The sequence below is a fragment of the Glutamicibacter sp. JL.03c genome (assembly GCF_025854375.1).
Classification (GTDB): domain Bacteria; phylum Actinomycetota; class Actinomycetes; order Actinomycetales; family Micrococcaceae; genus Glutamicibacter.
On the sequence record NZ_CP107575.1, the window covers coordinates 1,103,321 to 1,127,316 of the forward strand.

25 protein-coding genes are annotated in these 23,996 nt (G+C 59.4%); 21 read left to right on the forward strand and 4 right to left on the reverse strand.

Annotated features, from left to right (window positions below):
- Nucleotides 1-6 precede the first annotated feature (6 nt).
- Nucleotides 7-1,155 (forward strand): Gfo/Idh/MocA family protein, encoded by a 1,149-nt coding sequence (locus OF385_RS05090; RefSeq protein ID WP_264277286.1) that lies wholly within the window; start codon nucleotides 7-9, stop codon nucleotides 1,153-1,155.
- A 50-nt stretch (nucleotides 1,156-1,205) separates the two neighbouring features.
- Nucleotides 1,206-2,207: a sugar phosphate isomerase/epimerase family protein gene (locus OF385_RS05095; RefSeq protein ID WP_264277287.1), complete on the forward strand. Its 1,002-nt coding sequence runs from the start codon at nucleotides 1,206-1,208 to the stop codon at nucleotides 2,205-2,207.
- Nucleotides 2,208-2,335: 128 nt separating this feature from the next.
- Here the strand turns inward: OF385_RS05095 and OF385_RS05100 are convergent, their stop codons facing one another.
- A complete protein-coding gene (locus OF385_RS05100; protein ID WP_264277288.1) occupies nucleotides 2,336-3,517 on the reverse strand; it encodes a heparan-alpha-glucosaminide N-acetyltransferase domain-containing protein in 1,182 nt (393 codons plus the stop codon).
- Nucleotides 3,518-3,584: 67 nt separating this feature from the next.
- On the opposite strand from OF385_RS05100, the gene dapA reads away from it, so the two are divergent.
- Nucleotides 3,585-4,496, forward strand: a complete 912-nt coding sequence (gene dapA / locus OF385_RS05105) for a 4-hydroxy-tetrahydrodipicolinate synthase (RefSeq protein ID WP_264277289.1) — start codon at nucleotides 3,585-3,587, stop codon at nucleotides 4,494-4,496.
- Between the two features lie 19 nt (nucleotides 4,497-4,515).
- The gene (locus tag OF385_RS05110; RefSeq protein WP_022875869.1) at nucleotides 4,516-6,222 is read left to right on the forward strand and encodes a ribonuclease J; all 1,707 of its coding nucleotides are present in this window, start codon (nucleotides 4,516-4,518) and stop codon (nucleotides 6,220-6,222) included.
- Between the two features lie 78 nt (nucleotides 6,223-6,300).
- Here the strand turns inward: OF385_RS05110 and OF385_RS05115 are convergent, their stop codons facing one another.
- Nucleotides 6,301-6,522 carry a hypothetical protein gene (locus OF385_RS05115; RefSeq protein WP_264277290.1) on the reverse strand — a complete coding sequence of 74 codons (222 nt, stop codon included), beginning with the start codon at nucleotides 6,520-6,522 and terminating at the stop codon, nucleotides 6,301-6,303.
- A 282-nt stretch (nucleotides 6,523-6,804) separates the two neighbouring features.
- On the opposite strand from OF385_RS05115, the gene OF385_RS05120 reads away from it, so the two are divergent.
- From OF385_RS05120 to OF385_RS05180, 13 genes are all read left to right on the forward strand, one after another.
- Nucleotides 6,805-7,632 (forward strand): ABC transporter ATP-binding protein, encoded by an 828-nt coding sequence (locus OF385_RS05120; RefSeq protein WP_264277291.1) that lies wholly within the window; start codon nucleotides 6,805-6,807, stop codon nucleotides 7,630-7,632.
- On the forward strand, nucleotides 7,629-8,315 hold the full coding sequence (locus OF385_RS05125; protein WP_264277292.1) for an ABC transporter permease: 687 nt from the start codon (nucleotides 7,629-7,631) through the stop codon (nucleotides 8,313-8,315). Before OF385_RS05120 ends, OF385_RS05125 begins: the two co-directional genes overlap by 4 nt.
- Nucleotides 8,312-9,043, forward strand: coding sequence for an ABC transporter permease (locus OF385_RS05130; protein WP_264277293.1), 732 nt, complete (start codon nucleotides 8,312-8,314; stop codon nucleotides 9,041-9,043). The genes OF385_RS05125 and OF385_RS05130 overlap by 4 nt, the downstream gene beginning before the upstream one ends.
- Nucleotides 9,040-9,942, forward strand: coding sequence for an ABC transporter substrate-binding protein (locus tag OF385_RS05135; RefSeq protein ID WP_264277294.1), 903 nt, complete (start codon nucleotides 9,040-9,042; stop codon nucleotides 9,940-9,942). The genes OF385_RS05130 and OF385_RS05135 overlap by 4 nt, the downstream gene beginning before the upstream one ends.
- Nucleotides 9,943-10,108: 166 nt before the next feature.
- Nucleotides 10,109-11,509, forward strand: coding sequence for a mycothione reductase (gene mtr, locus OF385_RS05140; RefSeq protein ID WP_264277295.1), 1,401 nt, complete (start codon nucleotides 10,109-10,111; stop codon nucleotides 11,507-11,509).
- A gap of 155 nt (nucleotides 11,510-11,664) precedes the next feature.
- Entirely contained in the window at nucleotides 11,665-11,916 is a 252-nt protein-coding gene (locus tag OF385_RS05145; protein ID WP_264277296.1) for a hypothetical protein, read from the forward strand.
- Nucleotides 11,917-12,015: 99 nt separating this feature from the next.
- A complete protein-coding gene (locus OF385_RS05150) occupies nucleotides 12,016-15,009 on the forward strand; it encodes an FtsK/SpoIIIE family DNA translocase (RefSeq protein WP_264277297.1) in 2,994 nt (997 codons plus the stop codon).
- Nucleotides 15,010-15,014: 5 nt separating this feature from the next.
- Nucleotides 15,015-15,617, forward strand: coding sequence for a CDP-diacylglycerol--glycerol-3-phosphate 3-phosphatidyltransferase (pgsA, locus tag OF385_RS05155; protein ID WP_264277298.1), 603 nt, complete (start codon nucleotides 15,015-15,017; stop codon nucleotides 15,615-15,617).
- Nucleotides 15,618-15,630: 13 nt separating this feature from the next.
- Nucleotides 15,631-16,113, forward strand: coding sequence for a CinA family protein (locus OF385_RS05160; protein ID WP_264277862.1), 483 nt, complete (start codon nucleotides 15,631-15,633; stop codon nucleotides 16,111-16,113).
- A gap of 195 nt (nucleotides 16,114-16,308) precedes the next feature.
- Complete coding sequence (locus tag OF385_RS05165) at nucleotides 16,309-16,722, forward strand: helix-turn-helix domain-containing protein (RefSeq protein ID WP_022875858.1); 414 nt, start codon at nucleotides 16,309-16,311, stop codon at nucleotides 16,720-16,722.
- Between the two features lie 112 nt (nucleotides 16,723-16,834).
- Nucleotides 16,835-17,059: a DUF3046 domain-containing protein gene (locus OF385_RS05170; RefSeq protein ID WP_022875857.1), complete on the forward strand. Its 225-nt coding sequence runs from the start codon at nucleotides 16,835-16,837 to the stop codon at nucleotides 17,057-17,059.
- A 240-nt stretch (nucleotides 17,060-17,299) separates the two neighbouring features.
- Nucleotides 17,300-18,352, forward strand: a complete 1,053-nt coding sequence (gene recA, locus OF385_RS05175) for a recombinase RecA (RefSeq protein ID WP_022875856.1) — start codon at nucleotides 17,300-17,302, stop codon at nucleotides 18,350-18,352.
- 98 nt (nucleotides 18,353-18,450) lie between these two features.
- Nucleotides 18,451-19,221, forward strand: coding sequence for a regulatory protein RecX (locus tag OF385_RS05180; RefSeq protein ID WP_264277299.1), 771 nt, complete (start codon nucleotides 18,451-18,453; stop codon nucleotides 19,219-19,221).
- On the opposite strand, the gene OF385_RS05185 is transcribed toward OF385_RS05180, so the two are convergent.
- On the reverse strand, nucleotides 19,218-19,433 hold the full coding sequence (locus OF385_RS05185) for a hypothetical protein (RefSeq protein ID WP_264277300.1): 216 nt from the start codon (nucleotides 19,431-19,433) through the stop codon (nucleotides 19,218-19,220). The two genes, OF385_RS05180 and OF385_RS05185, sit on opposite strands and share 4 nt — an antisense overlap.
- On the opposite strand from OF385_RS05185, the gene OF385_RS05190 reads away from it, so the two are divergent.
- From OF385_RS05190 to dapF, 4 genes are all read left to right on the forward strand, one after another.
- Nucleotides 19,420-19,695 carry a hypothetical protein gene (locus OF385_RS05190; protein ID WP_264277301.1) on the forward strand — a complete coding sequence of 92 codons (276 nt, stop codon included), beginning with the start codon at nucleotides 19,420-19,422 and terminating at the stop codon, nucleotides 19,693-19,695. The two genes, OF385_RS05185 and OF385_RS05190, sit on opposite strands and share 14 nt — an antisense overlap.
- A 77-nt stretch (nucleotides 19,696-19,772) precedes the next feature.
- A complete protein-coding gene (gene miaB / locus OF385_RS05195) occupies nucleotides 19,773-21,221 on the forward strand; it encodes a tRNA (N6-isopentenyl adenosine(37)-C2)-methylthiotransferase MiaB (protein ID WP_264277863.1) in 1,449 nt (482 codons plus the stop codon).
- A 4-nt stretch (nucleotides 21,222-21,225) separates the two neighbouring features.
- Nucleotides 21,226-22,134 (forward strand): tRNA (adenosine(37)-N6)-dimethylallyltransferase MiaA, encoded by a 909-nt coding sequence (miaA, locus tag OF385_RS05200; RefSeq protein WP_264277302.1) that lies wholly within the window; start codon nucleotides 21,226-21,228, stop codon nucleotides 22,132-22,134.
- A 26-nt stretch (nucleotides 22,135-22,160) separates the two neighbouring features.
- A complete protein-coding gene (gene dapF / locus OF385_RS05205) occupies nucleotides 22,161-23,096 on the forward strand; it encodes a diaminopimelate epimerase (RefSeq protein ID WP_264277303.1) in 936 nt (311 codons plus the stop codon).
- A 67-nt stretch (nucleotides 23,097-23,163) separates the two neighbouring features.
- Here dapF and OF385_RS05210 read toward each other — a convergent pair whose 3' ends face one another.
- Nucleotides 23,164-23,769: a class I SAM-dependent methyltransferase gene (locus tag OF385_RS05210; protein ID WP_264277304.1), complete on the reverse strand. Its 606-nt coding sequence runs from the start codon at nucleotides 23,767-23,769 to the stop codon at nucleotides 23,164-23,166.
- Between the last annotated feature and the right edge of the window lie 227 nt (nucleotides 23,770-23,996).

The window sequence follows — 23,996 nt, forward strand, 5'->3', positions numbered from 1 at the left end:
AAACACATGCCCAACCAAAAGCCAGCCCTCAAAATCGCCCTCATCGGGCACGGATTCATGGGTGCTGCGCATTCACAAGGATGGCGAGTCGCGCCAAGGTTTTTTGACCTTCCATTTCAACCAGAAATGACACTGCTGGTTGGCCGCAACCCAGCCGGCGTCGACGCTGCTGCGGAAAAATGGGGCTGGGCTGAAACGTCAACAGACTGGCGCACAGCCGTAGAACGCGAAGACATTGACGTAGTCGATATTGTCACGCCGGGAAATTCTCATGCGGAAATAGCCATTGCCGCCTTGGCTGCCGGCAAGCACGTCCTGTGCGAAAAGCCTTTGGCCAACACCCTTGAAGAGGCCGAAGCCATGGCTGCCGCAGCCCGCAACGCAGATAAGGGTGTCCAGGCGATGGTCGGATTCACCTACCGCAGGGTGCCCGCTGCTACCTTTGCCCGTGACCTGGTGGCCAGCGGAGCGATCGGGCAAGTGCGCCAGGTGCGCGCCGCCTATCTGCAAGATTGGCTGCACGATGATCGTTCGCCGTTGACTTGGCGGCTGCAAAAGGAGCACGCCGGCACCGGCGCCCTGGGGGACATCGGGGCCCATGCCGTGGACCTTTCCCAGTTCATCACCGGCCAGAAGGTTGTTGGAGTAAGCGGCCTGCTGCAGACTTTTGTCGACGAACGCCCGTTGCTCGATGCACCCACGCAGCTGGGACCGGTGAGCGTGGATGACGCTGCAGCGTTCACGGCTCGATTTGATGGCGGAATTCTCGGCACATTCGAGGCGACCCGCATGGCCACCGGGCGCAAGAATTCATTGCGCATTGAGGTCTCGGGCTCCAAGGGGGCAATTTCCTTTGACCTGGAGAACTACAATTCGCTGGGCTACTACGATGCAACTGCAACCGCCACCCGTCAAGGATTCACACAAATTATGGTGACTGAACCGGAGCATCCCTACATCTCTGCCTGGTGGCCCACTGGACATACGCTGGGGTATGAGCACGGATTTGTCCACCAGGCCAAGGACTTCATTGATGCCATCGGGGCCGGCCAGCAGCCAAAGCCGTCTTTCGATGACGGGCATCAAGTGCAGTGCGTCTTGGACGCGGTCCAGCGCAGTGCGGCCAACAACAGCACATGGACCACCACGGCATAAGGAACACCCCAAGACAGCAAAAACAAACCAAACGAATAAGGAGCCAACGGATGGCACGCGATTTCACCCTATTTACCGGCCAGTGGGCCGACCTGCCCCTGGAAAAAGTAGCTCGACTAGCTTCTGAGTGGGGATATGACGGCCTGGAGATCGCGGTCTCCGGTGAGCATCTCGACGCGTGGCGGTGGGATGATGACGACTACATCGCCGAGCGCCTGGGGATCCTGGAAAAATATGGCTTGAAGGTATGGGCCATCTCCAATCACCTCAAGGGGCAGGCAGTGTGCGACAACCCGATCGACTTCCGTCATCAGGCCATTGTGGGAGACAGGGTCTGGGGCGATGGAGACCCCGAGGGAGTGCGCCTGCGGGCTGCCGAGGAAATGAAGAACACCGCACGGCTGGCCAAGCGCCTGGGCGTAGAAACCGTCGTCGGATTCACCGGATCCTCGATTTGGCAGTATGTCGCCATGTTCCCGCCTGTGCCGGCAGAGGTCATCGACGCCGGGTACCAAGATTTTGCTGACCGCTGGAACCCGATCTTGGATGTTTTTGACGAATGCGGTGTGCGCTTTGCACATGAAGTCCACCCATCGGAGATTGCCTATGATTACTGGTCGACGGTCAAGACCCTTGAGGCCATCGGGCATCGCGAGGCTTTTGGCCTGAACTGGGATCCAAGCCACATGGTGTGGCAAGGCATCGATACAGTCGGATTCATCTCCGACTTCGCTGACCGGATCTATCACGTGGATTGCAAGGACACCCGAATGCGGATGGGCAACGGCCGCAATGGTGGTTTGGGATCGCATCTGCCCTGGGGCGATCCTCGACGTGGTTGGGACTTCGTCTCCGCGGGACGAGGTGATGTGCCATGGGAAGATGCGTTTAGGGCACTGACAGCAATCGGCTACGACGGCCCAATTTCAATCGAGTGGGAAGACGCTGGAATGGACCGGCTCTATGGGGCTCCACAGGCGCTAGCCGCGCTGAAAAAGTTGGATTTCCCTGCATCATCGACTTCATTTGATGCTGCCTTCAAGCAAGACTGAGGGATGCGCTTGGCTGATCCGCTGGAACCTGGTCGCCAAATACAAATTGGGTACAGGGATCCAGCGGATTTTTGCGTTCACCGCGGCTGAACGTGGGCTTTTTGTCTACCGATGCGGTTCTTCCTCGGCTAGTTCCGGTCAGCCAGATTGGTCGGGTCCGGCTTCGTGCCGGCGCCGCTGAGTACTCTAACGCAGAATTCAAGTGGGCCCGATGCCTTGGAAAATCCGAGCCACAGTCCGCAGCAGGCGGTGAACGCGCATAAGATCCACCAAATCGTCGACGGCTCGAGGAAATTATCCAGCGCCGGCAGCAGCACCAAGTGGCCTGCATACAAGGTCAGCGGGGCTCGTCCCGCGCCGGCAAGAAACTGGCCGAGCAGTCCGAGGCGAGGCACGATAAGCAATAGCAACCCGATAACTGCCACGGCACAGGCTGCGGCATGCACCGTGGCGAGCAGCCCGTTGCTGTGCCCGGTAGGGAGCCAGAGGTAAGCGGCATCTGCCAGATATGGGTCGAGGGATTTCCCGGGAAGCCGTCCTGTAGTAATCAACGTTGGCACGAGGGAAGGATCCGTTTGGGCGGCAGCGGCGATTTGCTCGACATGCCCGAGGCTCAGGATGCGACCGGCAACGTAGCTGGCAACTGCCACGAGACCACCAACCAGTGCCAAGACGCTTGCTGTATTCCTGCTTTCCAGATCGCATTTGCCCAGGGCGACCCCCAGCAACCCGTAGCCAATCCAAATAAGAAGTGGGTAGTAGCCGGAGACGGCCAAATCCTGGAGGAGAAGCGCCGGGTGCAGCAGGTCGCCAAAGCCGGGATTATGTCCTAGGGACTGCCCTAACGCGTCGGCCGCCAGCGGGCGCCAAATAATGGGGGCGAAGACCAGCCAGGACGCCGAGACTACCAAAATGGTTGGCCTTGAGAGCTTGAGGGACAGAGGAAGCAACAGAAACAGTAGCCCATAGTGGACAAGTATGACTGCGATGCCTTCATTTACCGTCCCAATCGCCATTCCGAGCACGGCAATAATTAATGCTCTCCGGGCAAGGACTGAGTAAATCTTAGGGTGGGAAAAGCCTTTGCGCGCCAGCGAATTGCTCATCAAAGCCAGCGACAATCCGGCCAGCACCATGAACAAAACCGAAGCCCGTCCAGAAGCTACTGCCCCGGTAAATGTTGGGGAGTAGGCCTCGGGAACGGTGTATCTATACAGCGGGAAAACATGCGCGGCGAACATTCCCAGGATGGCCACAAGTCGGGCAACGTCTACAGCCAGAACGCGTTGCGGCTTCCCCAAAATATGCATGGAAACATCGCACCACGGAAGTGGGGGAGGATGCCATTGCAACATGCGCGAGTGTAGATTTAAAACCATGGCTACAAGTGCAATTGATAATCAGGCATACCCGTTTGGCACCGTGCTCACTGCAATGGTTACCCCCTTCAATGATGCGGGGGAAGTCGACTACGCGCTCGCAGCAAAATTGGCCCAGAAGCTCGTCGACGATGGTTGCGACGGATTGGTCGTCACCGGCACGACCGGCGAGACTTCGACGTTGAGCGACGAAGAGAATATCCAGATGTTCCGCACTGTGGTCGCAGCTGTCGGTGACCGCGCTGCCGTGCTGGCCGGCTCCACCACCAACGACACCCGCCACTCGATCAAGCTCTCGCTCGCAGCAAAGGACGCTGGCGTTGACGGTGTGCTGTTGACCACCCCGTACTACAACAAGCCAAGCCAGGCAGGCGTCATTGCGCACGTCAAGGCCATCGCCGAAGCTGTCGAGCTGCCCATCATGCTCTATGACATTCCAGGTCGCACCGGAATCGCGCTGGCGCCGGAAACGATTATCGAACTCGCCAAGATTCCTCAGGTCATCGCGTTGAAGGATGCCAAGGCCGATTACCAGTCCACCACCACCGTGCTGGCCAACACCGACCTGCACGTTTACTCGGGCGACGATTCACTGACTTTGCCACTCATGGCAGCCGGTGCTGTCGGCGTGGTTTCGGTCACGGCTCACGTTGCGGCCGCGAAGTACCGTACGCTTGTTAATGCAATGCATGCAGGCGATTTGGCCACTGCACGCACCACACACTTTGAGCTGGACGCGATCCAGCGCGGCATCATGGGCCACATTCAGGGCGCCGTTGCCGCAAAATATGGACTTCACTGGCAGGGTGTCCTGCCGAACACCGTCGTCCGGCTGCCGCTTGTGGCACCGTCGGACGCAGAGCTCGATGCCATCCGCGCGGACCTTCGTGAAGGTGGATGGGATCTGTAACGAAAGGGACTAACTACATATGACTGAGAGTTCAGTAGGTAAGGCCGACTCTGCCCGCTTGCAGACGCCGGCTCGGCTGAAGAAGGGGACAATGCGCATTGTTCCCCTCGGCGGCCTGGGCGAAGTCGGCCGAAACATGACCGTCTTCGAACTCAACGGGAAACTGTTGATCGTCGACTGCGGTGTGCTCTTCCCCGAGGAACACCAGCCTGGCGTGGATCTGATCCTGCCGGACTTCTCATACATCAAGGACCGCTTGGACGATGTGGTGGGCGTTGTGCTCACCCACGGCCACGAAGACCACATCGGTGCGGTGCCATACCTGCTGCGCCTGCGCGAAGACATCCCGCTGTATGGGTCCAAGCTGACCTTGGCCTTCGTCGAAGCGAAGCTGGCAGAGCACCGGATCAAGGCCAACACCAACATCGTGGTGGAAGGCGAGATCGCGCAGATCGGCAACTTCGAATGCGAATTCGTCGCCGTGAACCACTCGATCCCTGACGCGCTGGCTGTGTTCCTGCGCACCGAAGCCGGCACCGTGCTGCACACTGGCGACTTCAAGATGGATCAGCTGCCGCTTGACGGCCGCATCACCGACCTTCGCCACTTCGCGCGTTTGGGCGAGGAAGGCGTGGACCTGTTCCTGCCTGACTCGACCAACGCAGAAGTGCCGGGCTTCACCGTGGCAGAACGCGAAATCGGCCCAGTGCTCGAAGCCAAGTTCGCTCGCGCCCGCCGCCGCATCATCGTCGCCTCCTTCTCCTCGCACGTTCACCGCGTGCAGCAGGTCCTGGATGCCGCCGCCATGCATGGCCGCAAGGTGGCCTTCATCGGCCGCTCGATGGTGCGCAACATGGGCATCGCCGAACGCCTTGGCTACCTGGATATCCCCCAGGGTGTGCTGGTTGATCTCAAGCAGATCGATTCGCTGCCGGACCACAAGGTCGTATTGATGTCCACCGGTTCCCAGGGCGAGCCAATGGCCGCGCTGTCGCGCATGGCCAACGGCGAGCACAAGGTGCAGATCAACCCGGGCGACACCGTCATCCTGGCCTCCAGCCTGATCCCGGGCAATGAGAACTCGGTCTTCCGCGTGATCAATGGCCTGATGCGCTTGGGCGCCGAGGTCATCCACAAGGGCATGGCCAAGGTCCACGTTTCCGGCCACGCATCGGCTGGCGAGCTGCTCTACTGCTACAACATCCTTCGCCCGAAGAATGTATTGCCGGTACACGGCGAAACCCGCCACCTGATCGCCAACGGCCGCCTGGCTGCGCAGTCCGGCGTGCCGGAAGAGAACGTGCTGCTGGCAGAAGACGGATCAGTCATCGACATGAAGGACGGAGTTGCCCAGCTTGTCGGCCAGGTTGAATGCGGCTACGTCTACGTTGACGGTTCCAAGGTCGGCACCATTACCGATGACGACCTCAAGGACCGCGTCACCCTGGGCGAAGAAGGCTTCATCTCGGTGATCACCGTGATCAATCGCCAGAATGGCACCATCATCTCCGGCCCGGACATCCACGCCCGCGGTGTGGCTGAAGAAGACTCGGTCTTCAACGAAATCAAGCCGAAGATCGCAGCGGCGATTGTGGAAGCGGTATCGAATAACCCGAACCACTCCACGCACCAGCTGCAGCAGATCACCCGTCGTGTGATCGGCTCGTGGGTTTCGCGCAAACTGCGTCGCCGCCCGATGATCGTTCCGGTAGTTCTCGAAGCCTAGGCTTCAACCAAGAATGCCCCAAACCCAGTGACTGGTTTGGGGCATTGCTTGTCTCCGGGCTTGTCGGGCCCGCTATGCCTAGAGCAGTCCCTGCACTCCGGGCAAATGCGCGGGCCGATACGGCACCATGCCGACTACGTGGCCCTCGCAGGCTTCTGGAGCACTGCCATCCTGCCACCCATCGCACTGAATGCGTCGCAGCACGCGCCCGGTTTCCACTTCCATTTCAATCACCGTATCCGACTGGGCGGGCACCCAATGGCCCAGTTCCTTGCCCGTGCCCACATCTAGCAGTTTCACGGATTTCCAATCATCCGATGGGGCAGGAAAAACTTCACTCGCCGACGCGGCAGCGGCAAATGCCACAGTTGCGGCAAGTAATGATGGGCAGAGAACCAGCAGAGTACGACGCTTCACAATATTCCTCCAGGAGTGTCGGGCATTGTAACCAATCCTACTGTTGATCTATTAATTTGCCTTTAAATTCCCAGCCACTTGGGTGCAGTGTTGAGCCTGTGCCGTGTATCGGGAAGTACTTCGATGAGGCAGAATGACCGTAGAGCCATCTTGAGGAGTCGAGAAGTGATCGAATTCGAAAATATTTCCAAGCACTATCCTGATGGCACCGTTGCGGTCAGCGACTTCAACCTGCAGATCCCCGCCCACAGCTCAACCGTTTTTGTCGGATCGTCCGGTTGCGGCAAGACGACCCTGCTGCGGATGATCAACCGCATGGTGGACCCCAGTGCGGGCGCGGTACGCATCGATGGCGAAGACATTTCAGCCAAGAATGCTGTGGAATTGCGCCGGAGCATTGGCTACGTCATGCAGAACTCGGGGCTTCTCCCGCACTTCACCGTGGCAGAGAATATCGCGACCGTTCCCCGGCTGATGGGGGAGCCAAGGAAGTCCTCTCGCCGCAGGGCGCTGGAATTGATGGAAACTGTCGGGCTTTCCGATTCCATGGCCGACAGGTACCCGCACCAGCTATCTGGAGGCCAGCAGCAGCGCGTGGGCGTAGCCCGCGGCTTGGCCTCGGACCCCAACATCTTGCTGATGGATGAGCCTTTCGGAGCAGTGGACCCCATCGTCCGCACCGAATTGCAAAACGAGCTGCTCAGATTGCAGAAGGAACTGGATAAGACCATCGTTTTTGTCACGCACGACATCGACGAAGCGTTCTTGCTGGGGGACCAGGTAGTCATCCTCGCCGCAGGCGCCCAGAAACTCCAAGTGGGTAGCCCGAGCGACATCATCGAGAATCCCGCCAACGACTTTGTCGCTTCCTTCATCGGCGCTCAGCGCGGATCCAGGGCATTGAGCGTCAAGCAGACGGCGCACGGCCCGGTGCTGGTCGACGCGCAGGGACGCACGCAAGGCCGGCTGATTGAGGACGGACCGCGTCCATGACCTGGATTTCAGACAATCTGGCGTTGATTGCTTCACTGTCCATCGAGCATTTGCGCCAGTCCTTGATCGCGATAGTCATCGGATTCGTGCTGTCCGTTCCGTTGGGGTGGATCGCCTGGCGCTACAGATTGGTCGGCGGACCGCTCGTCACGCTGACAGGATTGCTCTACACCATTCCCTCGCTGGCCTTGCTGATGATTCTTCCGGTGATCACCGGAATGAGCGCCATCAGCGAAGCGAACTTGATTGTCGCCCTGAGCATCTATGCGGTGGCCATCATGGTCCGGGGCGTCGTGGACGGACTGAACTCGGTGGATTCCGCAACACGCTCGGCAGCCACGGCCATGGGCTACGGCAGCGCCCGCCGGTTCTTCGCCGTGGACCTGCCATTGGCTGGACCGGTCATCCTGGCGGGGCTTCGAGTGACCGCGGTGAGCACGATTTCGCTCGCCACCGTGGGAATCCTGGTCGGTGTCACGAACCTTGGCTACTTGTTCACCAATGGCCTGCAGCGGCGCATCATCGTCGAGGTGTTTTCGGGGCTGGTGGCGGTGGCTCTCATTGCCTTGATCGTTGACCTGCTCCTGGTTCTGCTAGGACGCTGGCTCATGCCCTGGATCCGGAAAGATCCGCAGCAGAAAGCCAAAAGCACGGCGACGAGTTCGCAGGCGGTCGCCTCATGAACTTGCTGGTTGAAGCATTCACATGGTTATTCGCCCCCGAACAGTGGGAGGGCAAAGACGGGCTGCAGGCGCTGCTGGGAGCGCATCTGCTCTTCACCCTGTTCTCGGTTGTCATCGCCGGCATCATCGCCATCCCTGTCGGATGGGCCATCGGCCATACCGGCAGGGGGCGCGAGATCGCGGTGGCAGCCGCCGGCATTGCCCGCGCTGTGCCTTCCTTCGGCCTGCTGATTTTGTTGGTGCTGCTCTTCGGTGTCACCCATAAGCCGGCAGCGGCGCTCGTGGCGTTCGTCGTCCTCGCCATACCTTCGTTGCTCGCCGGAGCTTATACCGGATTCGAGGCCATCGATCGCAAAACTGTCGACGCAGCCCGGGCCATGGGAATGACCGAATGGCAGATCTTGTTGAAGGTTGAGATCCCTCTGGGGCTGTCCTTGCTGGTCGGAGGAATCCGGGCGGCGACCTTGCAAGTGGTAGCGACGGTAACAATCGCAGCCTATGTGAACCTTGGGGGACTGGGACTTCCGATCATTACCGGGTTGAACCTGCGCCGATTCGACATGGTGCTTGGCGGCGCATTGCTGGTCGCGGTGCTGGCCCTGCTGCTTGATTTGCTACTTGCACTAGCACAGAAGGCCTCGATCCCGCGTGGGCTAGGCTTCCCAAAGACGACAACCAAAAAGCACGAAGCAGATCACTCAAAAGCGGAAGATAAGGAACTGACATGAAAATCAAACAGGTGGCACGCGTGGCAGCAGTGGTGACGGCGGGGTCGTTGGCTTTGGCCGGATGCTCCAGCTCGGATCCGCTAGCGACGCAGAGCAGTTCGGAGAAGTCGGGCTCCGAGACAGTCGTTGTGGGTTCGCAGGCCTATTATTCCAACGAGATCGTAGCTGAAATCTACGCGCAGGCTCTGGAGAATTCAGGCTTGCAAGTCGATCGCCAGTTCAACATCGGACAGCGCGACGCCTACATGCCTCAGCTGGAGAACGGCAGCATCAATGTCTTCCCCGAGTACACCGGCAACCTGCTCCAGTTCTTCAAGGAAGACACCAATGCCCGCTCATCCGAGGAAGTCTACAAGGAACTGGAGCAGGAGCTTCCTGAGTCGCTGGCAGTCCTCGACGAGGCTGAAGCTTCTGACCAGGACTCCTACACGGTGACCCGCAAATTTGCGCAGGACAACAACCTGAAGAGCATCGAAGATCTAGCGAAGGCCAAGGAACAGCTGACCCTTGGCGGCCCACCTGAGCTGGCAGAGCGCCCGTACGGACCGAAGGGCCTGGAGAGCACCTATGGCGTGAAGACCGAGTTCTCAGCGACCGGTGACACCACGGTGGAAGATCTTGTGGCCGGTACGGTCAACGTGGCCAATGTGTTCACCGCTGATCCACGCATCAAGACCGAAGACCTTGTCGTCCTTGAGGACCCCAAGTCCCTCTTCCTGGCCTCGAATGTCGTTCCGGTGGTCACCGCGGATCAATCCTCGAAGCTCGGGGAGGTCTTGAACCCGGTCAGCGAAAAGCTCACCGCCCAAGAGCTGATTGACCTGAACGTCCAAAGCACTGTCGATAAGAAATCGGCTGCTGATATCGCTAAATCGTGGCTCTCGGAGCAGGGGCTGTAGGCGCAGCGGCGCTGCGTGAAGCCATTTTATTCAGCGGCCAACCACCGGATCAGAGAACTGTGGCAGGCCGCTGAATCGCTTTAACACGATCTACAACCGACGAATCATTTCCAGGGTGATAACCTCCGGGAAGAGCGATCCGTTACCGTGAAAGGGACTTGCCAAGATGAATTCCACTGCTGTTTCGGTAGACAAGCACTACGATTTGATCATTCTCGGTACAGGCTCGGGCAATTCGATTCCCGGCCCCGAATTCGATGACAAATCCATTGCCATCATCGAAAAGGGAACCTTCGGAGGCACCTGCCTCAACGTGGGCTGCATCCCAACCAAGATGTACGTCTACGCCGCCGATACCGCATTGGAAACCCGCGAGTCCTCGCGCCTGGGAATTGACGCCCAAGTGAACTCGGTGGATTGGCCAGGCATCGTCAATCGAGTTTTTGATCAGCGGATCGACCTCATCGCCAGAGGCGGAGAAGAATATCGCCGAGGGGATCAGACCCCGAACATCGACGTTTATGACCAGCACGCCCGGTTCGTCGCGGAACGGACCCTCACGACCGGGCAGGGGTCGAAACAGCTGACTATCAGCGCGGATCAGATCGTTCTGGCCGCTGGCTCCCGTCCCTTCATCCCCGACGTGATTGCCCAGAGCGGTGTCCATTTCCATACCAATGACGACATCATGCGCCTGGCCGGGCAACCAGCATCGATAGTGATCGTCGGTGGCGGATATATCGCCATGGAATTCGCCCATGTCTTCGAAGCCCTGGGCACCAAGGTGAGTATCATTGCCCGCTCCGAACTGCTGCGCCATCTGGATACCGACCTGCGTGAACCCTTTAATGACCTGGCCGCGCAACGCTACGATGTGCACTCCGGCAAAACCATCGCGGGGGTCAGCCAGGACGGCCACGGGGTCACCGTGACACTGGATGATGAATCAACCGTTAGCGCCGAGGTGCTGTTGGTCGCCACAGGCCGCATTCCCAACGGCGACGAACTCGACGTGGAACGCGCCGGCATCGAAGCCGAGGACGGTCGCATCAGCGTTGATGAATTTGGCCGGTCCACCTCGGCCCAGGGCATCTGGGCATTGGGCGATGTCTCATCTCCGTACATGCTCAAGCACGTGGCTAACGCGGAAATGCGCGCAGTGCGGCACAACCTGCTCAACCCGCAGAACATGAAAAAGATGCCACATGACCATGTCCCTGCGGCCGTGTTCACCCATCCGCAAATCGCCTATGTGGGCATGACCGAGGACGAAGCCCGCCAAGCAGGGCATGAAATCACGGTCAAAGTGCAAAAGTTCGGTGATGTGGCCTATGGCTGGGCAATGGAAGATCACAGCGGGCTGGCCAAGCTGATCGCTGATAGGAACACCGGCAAACTGCTTGGTGCCCACTACATGGGGCCGCAGGCCTCGACGTTGATCCAGCAGATGATCACGGTGATGGCGTTCGATTTGGACGTGCGGGAAGTCGCCACCGAGCAATACTGGATCCACCCTGCACTACCGGAGGTCACGGAAAATGCCCTCTTGGGACTGGACTTCTCGTAGCCTGGATTGGATGCGAGCAGTTGTAAATGACGCCTAGCCAACATATGTTTTGGGGTGTGGACATGGAGCCTGCCGGGGTCGGCGGGATATAACCGCCGCGGATCAGTGGGCGAAGGCTGCGCGAGAGGCATCGGGGACAAAGCCGAGGAGGAAAAATGACGCTGAACAGTCGCCTAGGCAGGTCTGCGATGGCCGGCCTCCTGGCCTGCGTGATGGGATTATCCGCCATGCCGGCGGCCCAGGCAAACAACAAGACCTACACCCAACCGGTGGCCAGTGCCGGTACCTGCACCACAATGGAAACCGCCACCGTCGCGGCATTCAAGTCATCGGGCTACAAAGTCAGAAAACACGCTTGCCTGCAAAGCGCTGGTGGCTACACCCTGGTGATCGGCTATTCGAAATAGGCCAGCTGCCAATCACGTGATCATTCTCTAGCTCTCGCCAAACCCCGTGCAGACGTGTAAATTCGGGGCGCATACAGCTGTTGGCGATACCCTTGAACTATGGCCCCACGTACTCAGTCTCAGGGGACGAAGAAGCCGGCGACGCGTAAACCCAAGGCGTCCAGCTCTTCGTCCTCCAAGAAAACGCCCGAGAATCCGGAACAGGAACTCGCCCTGCCCTTACGCGCCCTGCGCAGCGTATGGATGGGCATCGCCCGGATTTTTGGTGGCGCCTTCCGCCGCATCGGCGGGACTGTCAGCCCTGACTACAAACTGCGCCGTGACGGCACAGGACTTTTCCTCGCCCTGATCGCCATTACTGTTGCCATCATCGAATGGTGGGGACTGCGCGAATCGGGCTGGTTCGGCCAAGGAGTGCATGCCGTCGTCGGCGGCACCCTGGGCTTCATGGCCGTGCTGCTGCCGGTGATCTTGTTCATCGGGGCCTTTCGGCTCTTCCGCTACCCGGAAGCAGTGACGGCTAATAACCGCATCGGCATCGGCCTGCTGATCATGACGCTCTCCGGCTCATCCATCGCGTCGCTGGCGCAAGGATCGCCAGCGGTGAGCGATGATTTCGAGGTCTTGTGGAGTGCCGGCGGAATGGCTGGCTCCATTCTCGGAACGCCGCTGGGACTGTTGATCACGGTCCCCGGCGCCATGGCCGTGTTCATCTTCCTGGCCTTCATGTCCATCCTGATTGTCACCGCGACGCCATTTACCCAGATTCCACAGCGAATCCGCGCCGGCTACAACCGCCTGCTGGGCCAGGACCCGCAGGCACCGAAGCCTGCACGCCAGAGCACCCCGGCCGAATTGGATCCGACGCGCGAACAGCACGACCAGTCCTACCTCTATCCCGAGGACGAGCCGGTGGCCCCGGCCCCGAAGAAGAAGCCAGGATTCTTCGAACGCCGCGCCGCCGCTGCCCGCCAGGTCACCGAGGTCTACGACGTGGACGGACGTGAAAGCACCGAGCGCCCAGGCGATGTCGCCTACGACAAGGCGGTCATCGGACCAGAAGACTTCTCCGAAGCCTCGACGACCTCGCTGCCGGTCAGCAACCGCAATTCCGGCAAGATCTTCGACGCCGATGAAGCGGCTACGCAGGCCATCGCCCGTCCGGACTTCGATGGCCCCGACGCCAGCGAAGCAGCCACCCAGGCCATCCCGGCCGCGTCGACGCCCAAGCCTGCCGGCCCGCCTCCAGGGGTGAAGCGCCCCACCAAGGCCGAAAGCGACATGGCCGAGATCATGGCCAACATCGGCCTGAAGGCCGAGCCAGAGGCCACCACCTCCGCCATGGACCAGGTTTCCTCGCGGGCCGCCGGCCTCTCGGCCAGCCCGCAGGCACCAATCCCGGCGCGCAGCGAGCAGCTGCAGCTCTCGGGCGACGTCACCTACACCCTGCCAGAAGACAGCTACCTGCCCGCCGGCCCGCCGGCCAAGGAAGCCTCGGAAGCCAACCAGGTGGTAGTCGACGCGCTGACCAACACCCTGCAGCAGTTCAAAGTCGACGCCCAGGTCACCGGATTCTCCCGTGGCCCGACGGTGACACGCTACGAAATCGAGCTGTCCCCGGGCACCAAGGTGGAAAAGGTCACGGCCCTGGCCAAGAACATCTCCTACGCGGTGGCCTCATCGGATGTCCGCATCCTTTCGCCGATCCCCGGCAAGTCCGCCATCGGCATCGAGATCCCGAACACCGACAAGGAAGTTGTCGCCCTCGGCGACGTGCTGCGCAGCAACAACGCCCGCAAGACCGAGCATCCGATGGTGATGGGCGTGGGCAAGGACGTGGAAGGCGGCTTTGTTGTCGCCAATCTTGCCAAGATGCCGCACCTGTTGGTGGCAGGCGCCACCGGTGCCGGCAAGTCCTCGTTCGTGAACTCGATGATCACCTCGATCCTGATGCGCGCCACCCCGGATGAGGTGCGCATGGTCATGGTCGACCCCAAGCGCGTGGAACTCACCGCCTATGAGGGCGTGCCGCACCTGATCACCCCGATCATCACCAACCCCAAGAAGGCCGCCGAAGCCCTGCAATGGGTGGTTCGCGAAATGGACACCCGCTACGACGATCTGGCGAACTTCGGGTACAAGCACATCGACGACTTCAACAAGGCCGTCAAGGCGGGCAAGGTCCATCCGCCTGAGGGCTCGCAGCGCGTGCTCAAGCCGTACCCGTACCTCTTGGTGATCGTGGACGAGCTCGCCGATTTGATGATGGTCGCACCGCGCGATGTGGAAGAGTCGATCGTGCGCATCACCCAGCTGGCTCGTGCCGCCGGTATCCACCTGGTGCTCGCGACCCAGCGTCCATCGGTGGATGTTGTCACCGGTTTGATCAAGGCCAACGTGCCTTCGCGCATGGCCTTCGCGACCTCCTCGGTCACCGACTCCCGCGTGGTCCTGGACCAGCCGGGCGCCGAGAAGCTGCTGGGCCAGGGTGACGCCCTGTTCCTGCCCATGGGCACCTCCAAGCCGATGCGTGTGCAGGGCGCCTGGGTGACCGAGTCCGAGATCCAGCGCGTGGTCGAACACGTCAAGACGCAGCTGGCCCCGGAATACCGCGAAGATGTCATTCCGGCCGCCGAGAAGAAGAAGCAGATCGACGAGGACATCGGAGACGATCTGGACCTGCTGCTGCAGGCCACCGAATTGGTGGTCACCAGCCAGTTCGGTTCCACCTCGATGCTGCAGCGCAAGCTGCGTGTCGGCTTCGCCAAGGCAGGACGCCTGATGGACTTGATGGAATCGCGCGGAGTCGTAGGACCTTCCGAGGGCTCCAAGGCCCGCGACGTGCTCATCCAGCCCGATGACCTGCCGATGGTGCTGGCCGCCATGCGCGGCGACGATCCTGCCACTACCGCGCCGTCAGCCACCGAAGCCGCGCTGGTGCAGGAAGCCAAGGTGAACCACGCGGATCCGGTGGCCGAGTACGCCGAAGACCTGGTGGCCAAGGATCTGGATGATCGCCCGCAAGCCGTTGACTACTTCGACGGCTCCGACGAACCCGGCGAAGACGCCTGGGACCTGACAGGAAGAAACTAGAAACCATGAGCGAGCAAGCTGGCCACGGCGCCCAGCCACCGGTACCGACGCTGAACATCGCCAATGTGCTCACGACCATCCGCATCATCATAGTGCCTTTCTTCGTCTGGGCGCTGCTGGCCGATGATTCGCAGCAGGGCTTATGGCGCTGGGTTGCCCTGGTGCTGTTCGTCCTGGCCATGTACACGGACAAGCTGGATGGGGACCTGGCACGCAGCCGCGGGCTGATCACCAACTTCGGCAAGATCGCCGACCCGATCGCCGACAAGCTGCTCACTGGATCCGCGCTCGTCTGCTTCTCGATCCTGGCCGAGCTTCCATGGTGGGTCACCATCGTGATTCTGGTTCGGGAGTGGGGCATCACCCTGCTGCGCGTTGTGGTCATCCGTTATGGGGTCATTGCCGCGAATATGGGCGGCAAGGTCAAGACCGTTTTGCAGTCGGTCGTGATCGGCCTTTACCTGCTTCCATACACGCAGACCATCGAATGGCTGCACACTGTTGCCTGGTACCTGATGCTGCTGACCGTGGCGGTGACGGTAGTGACCGGTGTGGAGTACCTGATCAAGGCAGGCCAGCTGGTCGCCGCTTCCAAGAAGCAGAAGTAGGTTCCAGGCCATGATGAAGCCGCAGGCTCCCATCGTCATTGCAACAGCTATCGAACGGGGCGTTCAGCTGGCCACGGCAGAGTCCCTCACGGCTGGGATGATCGCCGCCCGCTTGGCTGAAGTGCCTGGCGCATCGGCTGTGTTGCGCGGGGGAGTTGTCAGCTATTCCTCCGACGTGAAGCGGCAGCTGCTCGGCGTTGACGCGCAGCTGCTTGAAGCCCAGGGGTCGGTTGATCCCGAGGTCGCTCGGCAGATGGCGGTTGGCGCGCTGCAAGCTTGCGGTGCGGACCTGGCCGTCTCGGCCACGGGCGTCGCCGGACCGGATGCACACGACGGCAAGGCTGTTGGGACGGTCTACATCGGCTGGGCCACGGGCGAAGAATCGGGATCCAAAGTTCATCACTTTGTTGGTGACCGAGCCCAGATTCGCGAGCAAAGCGCCACGGCGGCACTTCAGCAGTTGGCTGCCATCTTGAATAAAGCTTCTTCACAGTAAGACGCGCAAGACTATGATTCCCGAGATATTTCGCAAAAATCGTGCTTTATGTGGAATGTGTCTCATTTTTCAGATTAGGCTGAGGATCGGGGAACAAAATCGTATGACCCGCCGTTGTACGAATTACAGGGCCACAAGGATGGCCCCCGTATTAAACAGATCTTCGAGATGGACCTAGGAGCAAAGGCTAAATTTATGGTCAAGCAACCCGTTACTGTCAATGGTGTTGTCCGTTGGCGCGATATGGGAGAAGCCCATACGGTCCAGCCCGAGAAGGAGGAGCACAAAATGGTAGTACTCCGTCATGAAATCGGCGATGTTCTGCGCGACGTCCGTCAGCGCCAAGGACGCACCCTTCGCGAGGTTTCACATAGCGCCCGAGTTTCCCTCGGATATCTTTCCGAAGTTGAACGCGGTCAGAAAGAAGCATCCTCGGAGCTGCTTTCCTCGATTTGCGTGGCGCTAGAAATCCCCCTGTCCCTGATGCTCCGTGAGGTATCCGAGCGTGTAGCACTGGCCGAAGGTATCGCCATCCCTGATACCGTGCCTACCGACATGGCCAACGAGTTCGCTGACAAGAGCGCCGGAAAGCCATTGGCTTCGGTCTAAGTCCAAAAAATCTTATGGTGTCCGCTACTCAGTAATCGAGTTTTCCGGAACCGCACAAGGAGCCCACGCTCACCGCGTGGGCTCCTTGTCTATGTCATGGGAGAATAACTAGGTGAAGATCAGCGATTTCTGGCGCAACATGGAGGCCGAGTTCGGGCCGCGGTACTCGCACGTCCTGGCCGACTCCATGGCGCTGACCGAACTTGAGAGCCTTACGCCTTCCGAGGCATTGAACAAGGGCATCAAGCCCAAGCAAATCTGGGAAGCGCTATGCCGCGCCCAGGATGTTCCCGCAGAGCGCTGGCTCGGCGTGGATATCGAACCCAAGGATTCCTAGCCATACAACTCGAAAATTGTGTTTTCGAAACTTCGAAAATGCCGTGTTGGATTTCGAACATCTGTTCGGATATGGTTATCCTAGAAACAACGCAGGAAACTGCACCAAAAACTTAAGCACTGAGATTGTCCACACTGGCGGGCTATCGGGGTCCAAAGTGTCGGTGGACGAGCATACTGTCTACAGCAGGACATAAATCATGAGCAGGTCGCTATCGGCTTGCACGAGCAAAGGTGAACCATGGCAGCAAATAATGATCGAGAAAAGGCACTAGAGGCTGTCCTCGGCCAAATTGACAAGGCCTATGGCAAGGGCTCGGTCATGCGCCTGGGCGATGAAACCCGTGCGCCTATTGAAGTGATCCCAACCGGTTCGGTCGCATTGGATGTCGCTCTGGGAATTGGCGGCCTGCCACGCGGACGCGTCGTAGAAATCTACGGCCCGGAATCTTCGGGTAAGACCACCGTGGCACTTCATGCTGTTGCCAGCGCGCAGAAGGCTGGCGGCGTCGCCGCCTTCATCGATGCTGAGCACGCCTTGGATCCGGAATACGCCAAGAAGCTCGGCGTAGATACCGATGCGCTTCTGGTTTCCCAGCCAGATACCGGTGAACAGGCACTGGAAATCATGGATATGCTCGTAGGCTCCGGCGCGTTGGACATCATCGTTATCGACTCCGTGGCAGCACTGGTACCACGTGCCGAAATCGAAGGCGAAATGGGCGATAGCCACGTCGGTCTTCAGGCTCGACTGATGTCGCAGGCTCTGCGCAAGATCACCGGTCGCCTGTCGGCATCCAAGACCACCGCGATCTTCATCAACCAGCTGCGTGAAAAGATCGGCGTCTTCTTCGGCAGCCCTGAGACCACCACCGGTGGTAAGGCCCTGAAGTTCTACGCTTCGGTTCGTATCGATATTCGCCGTATTGAAACCCTGAAAGAGGGCACCAACCCGGTGGGTAACCGTACCCGCTGCAAGGTCGTCAAGAACAAGATGGCTCCTCCTTTCAAGCAGGCTGAATTCGACATCCTCTACGGTCACGGAATCTCGCGCGAAGGCTCGCTGATTGACATGGGTGTTGAGCATAACCTGGTCAAGAAGTCCGGTGCATGGTTCACCTACGATGGAGACCAGCTGGGCCAGGGCAAGGAAAATGCCCGTCGCTTCCTGCGCGATAACCCAGACCTGTCTGACGAACTCGAGCGTCAGATCTTGCAGAAGCTTGGCGTCCTGCCAAAGGACGAAGTTGAAGAAGACGAGACAGAACTGCGAGTTGTCGAGGGCGACAAGTAGTGTCCTCAAACTTCCAACGACGTAGCGTCCGCCCCGGAAGCAAATCCGGGTCGGACGCTACGTCCGTTTCGAAAGAGTTTCAAGGAAGCTTTGACGACATGCCGGATTGGGCGAAGCCTGATCCACAAGAAATGCAGGACCGCGGTGAAAAGCCGAGAAGCGGTGGATCAACCGAATCGAGACTTCCTGAACACGGTAATCGCCGCATCATTATTCCTGCGCCGGCAGAGAGCAAAAAGCAGGAGAGCGTTGATGAACTGCGCGCGGCGATGGAACGCATCGTTGCCGCTCCGGCCCCAGAGAAGCCCTCGAAAAAGGAACGACGCGAGGCGCGCGAAGCCCGCAAGGTTGCCCGGGAATCTGGGGAGTCTGAAGAGCTGACTGGCGAGCAATGGCGGGAGAAGGCACGAGGCATCCTGCTGCGCCAGCTCACCGCAAGCGATAAGACCGCAAAGCAGCTCAAGGACAAGCTGCTGGAAAAAGACTGCCCGGAGGATATCGCCGACGAAGTCATCGAGCGATATGCAGAAATCAGCCTCGTTGACGACCAGCGTTTTGCCAAGTCCTGGGTCGTCACCCGGGCCCGCTCTCGAGGACTCGCACGTGGTGCAATCAAACATGAACTGCGTTCCAAAGGCGTAGACGATGAGCTCGCGGCCGAGGCCCTGGAACAAATTGATGATGAAGCCGAGGAACGGCGAGCCAGGGAACTGGTGCGCGCCAAGCTTCGTCCGGAATCAATGGGAGTGGACCGGGATAAGGCGCTGCGCCGCCTGGTCGGAATGCTGGGGCGCAAAGGCTATAACGGTTCTATGGCGTTCAAGGTAGCCCGTGAGGAGTGGGAAGAGCGATTCAGGTCTGTTGACTAGCGTTTCTTCCGGCCTCGTGTCGGCCCCTTGCCCAGGCGGAATAGCCAGTCGTCGAAACTTTGGTATACCCATAGGCAGATCGCGGTAATTCCAACTAATGCAGAACCCACGCCAACGTTGAAAAGCAGATCATCTGTTTTGTAATCGATTGGCGGGATGACGCCGATGATGATCGGAATGGCAAAGAGGAATAGGGCAGTGAGCGAAGCCATCCACCAGTGGAATACCTTCATTGAGCGCGACAGGGGAAGCGAAGCCCGCTTTGAAGGCCTGCTGGCTTGTCCTCCAGAGTTTTCTCCCATGGGGCAGCGCAATCCTTTGTATCATCAACAGGTGGAACAACTCGACTCTATCGGAAATTGTCGACGACAGGCATGGGTTTATCCACGAGCATCAGGCTCCGATAGGAAAGCATTCTCCCTAGGGTTGCCTACATTTCAGCTCCTTGAAAATTTCGGTAATCTTGAAGGGTGACTGAGCAACAAACCGTGAGCAACCCGGCAACTGAAGAATCGTCGCGTACCTATGAAGTACGCACCTTCGGCTGCCAGATGAACGTCCATGATTCCGAGCGTCTTTCGGGCCTTCTGGAAGACGCCGGGCTAAGCCGCAAGCCCGAAGAGCTCAAGGATGATGTTGCTGACGTTGTCGTCTTCAACACCTGCGCCGTTCGGGAAAATGCGGATAACAAGCTCTACGGAAACCTCGGTATCCTCAAGAACATCAAAGCCGAACGCCCCGGAATGCAGATCGCCGTCGGAGGCTGCCTGGCGCAGAAAGACCGAGACACCATCTTGAAAAAGGCCCCTTGGGTCGACGTGGTATTCGGTACACACAACATCGGCTCATTGCCTACCTTGCTGGCACGTTCCGAGCACAACAAGAAGGCAGAACTAGAGATCCTCGAGTCCCTGGATGTGTTCCCATCAACGTTGCCAACACGACGCGAGTCGGTATACGCAGGCTGGGTATCCATCTCGGTGGGCTGCAACAACACCTGCACTTTCTGCATCGTCCCCTCCTTGCGAGGCAAGGAACGGGACCGCCGTCCCGGCGAGATACTGGCTGAGATCCAAGCACTGGTTGATGACGGAGCCATCGAAGTAACCCTGCTGGGTCAGAACGTGAACTCATACGGCGTTGAATTCGGTGATCGACTAGCCTTCGGCAAGCTCCTGCGCGCTTGCGGCGAAATCGAAGGGCTCGAACGCGTTCGCTTCACCAGCCCGCACCCGGCTGCATTCACCGACGACGTCATTGAGACCATGGCCGAAACGCCCAATGTGATGCCGCAGCTGCATATGCCATTGCAGTCCGGCTCCGACAAGGTGCTCAAGGACATGCGCCGCTCCTACCGTTCCAAGAAGTTCCTGGGAATCCTGGACAAGGTGCGAGAGCGCATTCCCCATGCCGCGATCACCACCGACATCATTGTCGGTTTCCCTGGGGAAACCGAAGAAGACTTCCAGGCGACCTTGGATGTCGTTGAGGCTTCGCGCTTTTCCTCGGCATTCACCTTCCAGTACTCCAAGCGCCCTGGGACTCCAGCGGCCAGCCTTGAAGATCAGCTGCCAAAGGCTGTCGTCCAAGAGCGCTACGAGCGTCTTACCGCATTGCAGGATCGAATCGCCAAGGAAGAAAACGCGAGGCAACTGGGACGCACCGTGGAGGTCATGGTGACCGAACAGTCCGGGCGCAAGGCTGAGGAAACCCATCGCCTCGCTGGCCGTGCGCAGGATCAGCGACTCGTGCATTTCTCTGTGCCTGAAGGCGCAGAAGCGCCGCGACCAGGCGATCTGGTGACGTTGCCGGTGACTGAGGTTGCGGCCTTCCACCTGATCTCGGATCCAAGCATTGACCAATACTCGTTGCGCCGTTCCCGTGCCGGCGATGCGTGGGATCGATCCCAGGCAGAGAGCTGTGGCGTTCCAACTCCAGGAACCAGCAACGCAGCGGGGCGAACGAACCTTGGCATGCCGACCCTCAAGGTGCGCAGCTAACCCGATGGCCGCTACTAACTTGCCGGTCATCGCCATCGTCGGGCCCACCGGAACCGGTAAATCGGACCTGGCGATTGCACTGGCCCAGGAACTGGGCGGGGAAATTGTCAATTCCGACGCACTGCAGTTCTATCGCGGAATGGATATCGGCACAGCGAAACTGTCGGTCTCCGAACGCGGGGGCGTAGAGCACCATTTGATGGATATCCTGGACATTACGGAAGAGGCTTCAGTCGCTGCCTTCCAGGAGCAAGCGCGAGCACAATTCAGCCGCATTCGTGCTCGAGGCAAAATGCCGGTGATGGTTGGCGGGTCAGGGCTCTATGTCCGCGCAGCGCTGGATGTCATCGATTTTCCGCCTACTGATCCGGACGTCAGGAAGAAGCTGGAAGCAGAAGTGGAGCGGCAGGGCGATGGGGAGCTTCGCCGCCGCCTCGCCGCTGTGGACCCGGAGTCGGCGGCACGCAACCTGGATTTGCGCCGGGCCATCAGGGCGCTGGAAGTCTATGAAATCTCCGCGCGTCCGTTCAGCTCCTACATGCCACAGCGCGAGTACATCGCCCCGGCACTGCAGATCGGACTAAATTATGATCGTCCAGCGTTACATGAAGCATTGGAAGCACGTGTGTACAAAATGGATGCGATGGGACTGGCTGAAGAAGTAGCCGGATTGCTCGAACGCGGCTTGCGCGACGGCAAGACAGCCTCTCGTGCCATTGGATACCAGCAGTACACAGATTATCTAGACGGGACCATTACCAGGGCTGAAGCCATCAGCCAGACGGTGATAGCTACCAGGAAATTTGCCCGACGCCAGATCACATGGTTCAACGCAGACCCACGGGTCAGCTGGTTGAACCCCACCGAGCCGGACCTCATTGGCAAGGCACTTGCCTTGATCGGCAAGTCGTAAGAGGAACCACCATGCAAGGAGCATCGATGTACAGCACCGAACTGGGCCAACTGGCGGGACAGACCTTCGCCAAGGGGCACGCCACCGGAAACGACTTCGTTTTGATAGCGGACCCGGAGGCCGCGGTTGAGCTGACCGCTGAGCAGGTCGCAGCGCTGTGCCATCGACGCTTCGGCATTGGCGGCGACGGGCTCATCCGCGCAGTTCCGACCGCCAAAGTGCCCGGATACGAACAGCAGGTGACCGAGAATCCTGAGGCCTACTGGTTCATGGACTACCGCAACAGCGATGGGTCCATCGCCGAAATGTGCGGCAATGGGGTGCGCGCCTTCGCCCATTTCCTGATTGCTGAAGGCCTGGTGGATCTCCAGATTGGCCAGAGCATCTTCATCGGGAGCCGCGCTGGTGTCAAGACCATCACCAGGCTTGTCGAAGGCTACGCGGTGAATCTGGGGCCGTGGGGACTGATCTTCGAGGACAAGGCCGAAGCAGACTCCATCGATTCCATGGTCAAGCCTCGTGGCTGGGAGCAAGCCGTTCCAGCCTTGAGCATCACCATGGGCAACCCGCACACGGTAGTAGCCCTGCCCGATCTCGACATGCTTGAAAGCCTTGACCTGTTTGTCGAACCAGAAGTCGCGCCCAAGCCGGAGAATGGCACCAACGTCGAGTTCGTGGTTCCCAATGAGCCCCTGATCGAGGAAGACGGCGTGGCACAGGTGACGATGCGCGTTCACGAACGTGGCGTAGGGGAGACGCTGTCCTGCGGTACCGGTGCCTGTGCGGCAGCTGCTGCCGTTCGCTATTGGGCCCGTGGCACCGCGCTGATCAACCAGTGGGCCGTGTCGGTTCCAGGCGGCGTGGTCGGCGTTGAATTCCGCGCCAACGAACGTGGCGGCGAAGACACGATCCTTTCGGGTCCCGCGGAGATAGTGGCTCGGGGCGATATTGGCTCCAAATAGCAGGTAGAGCCAAAAACTGCAGGCATCTGTCCTCTGGACGGATGCCTGCAGTCGTCTAAAAGGTGAACTAAGCGGGGCGCGAAACCTTCAATACGCGGAAGGCCTTGGCCGTGGCCTCACGCGTCACGGACCAATCGGAGGGAAGCTGGCCGATCAGCCATTTCTGCAGCGAATCACTTCCCAGATTCTTTTGCACGACCAGCCAAGCTTCTCCGCCGGCTGCAAGTCGAGGCAGCCAAAGCATCAGCAGCTCGTGCAAGGCTTCCTTGCCGATGCGGATGGGCGGATTGGACCAGATCGTATCGAATTCGAGTGCTGCATCTACGGAATCGGGGGCCCCGACAACGACGTTGTCCAGGCCCAGACGCCGAGCATTGAGCCGAGTCAACTCGATGGAACGTTCATTGACATCGACTCCATGGACCGTAGACGCCGGCGACTGTTCAGCGGCAGTCAAGGTGATGGGACCCCAACCGCACCCGATATCCAATACCCGTCCGCGGGGCGTCGGTACATGCTGCAGCAACACCGCGGTGCCTTTATCCAAACCGGCCGGCGAGAAAATCCCTGCGGCAGTTTCAACCTTGCGTACCGTGCCGTTGAGTTCTACGTCGATAATGCGTCGTTCGTCTGCCGAAGCCGGGCTGGCGGTGAAGTAGTGATCCGAGGTCATAGCCAAAGTTTATCCTTGTGCATCCCGAGGCCAAAGACCAGTGCAATCAACGTGAGCAAAGCGATATAGGCAGCTAAGGCCATGACTGATAGAGTTTTCCCTATGACTTTCGTTTTCGTCTAATCCGTAACCGCCGTGGTTACCACGAGATCTTCTGCGCCGGCGCGCCATTTTGCCGTGCCCGCCTTGAACGATCCATAGGCAGCGAAGTCATTTTTAATTTCTGC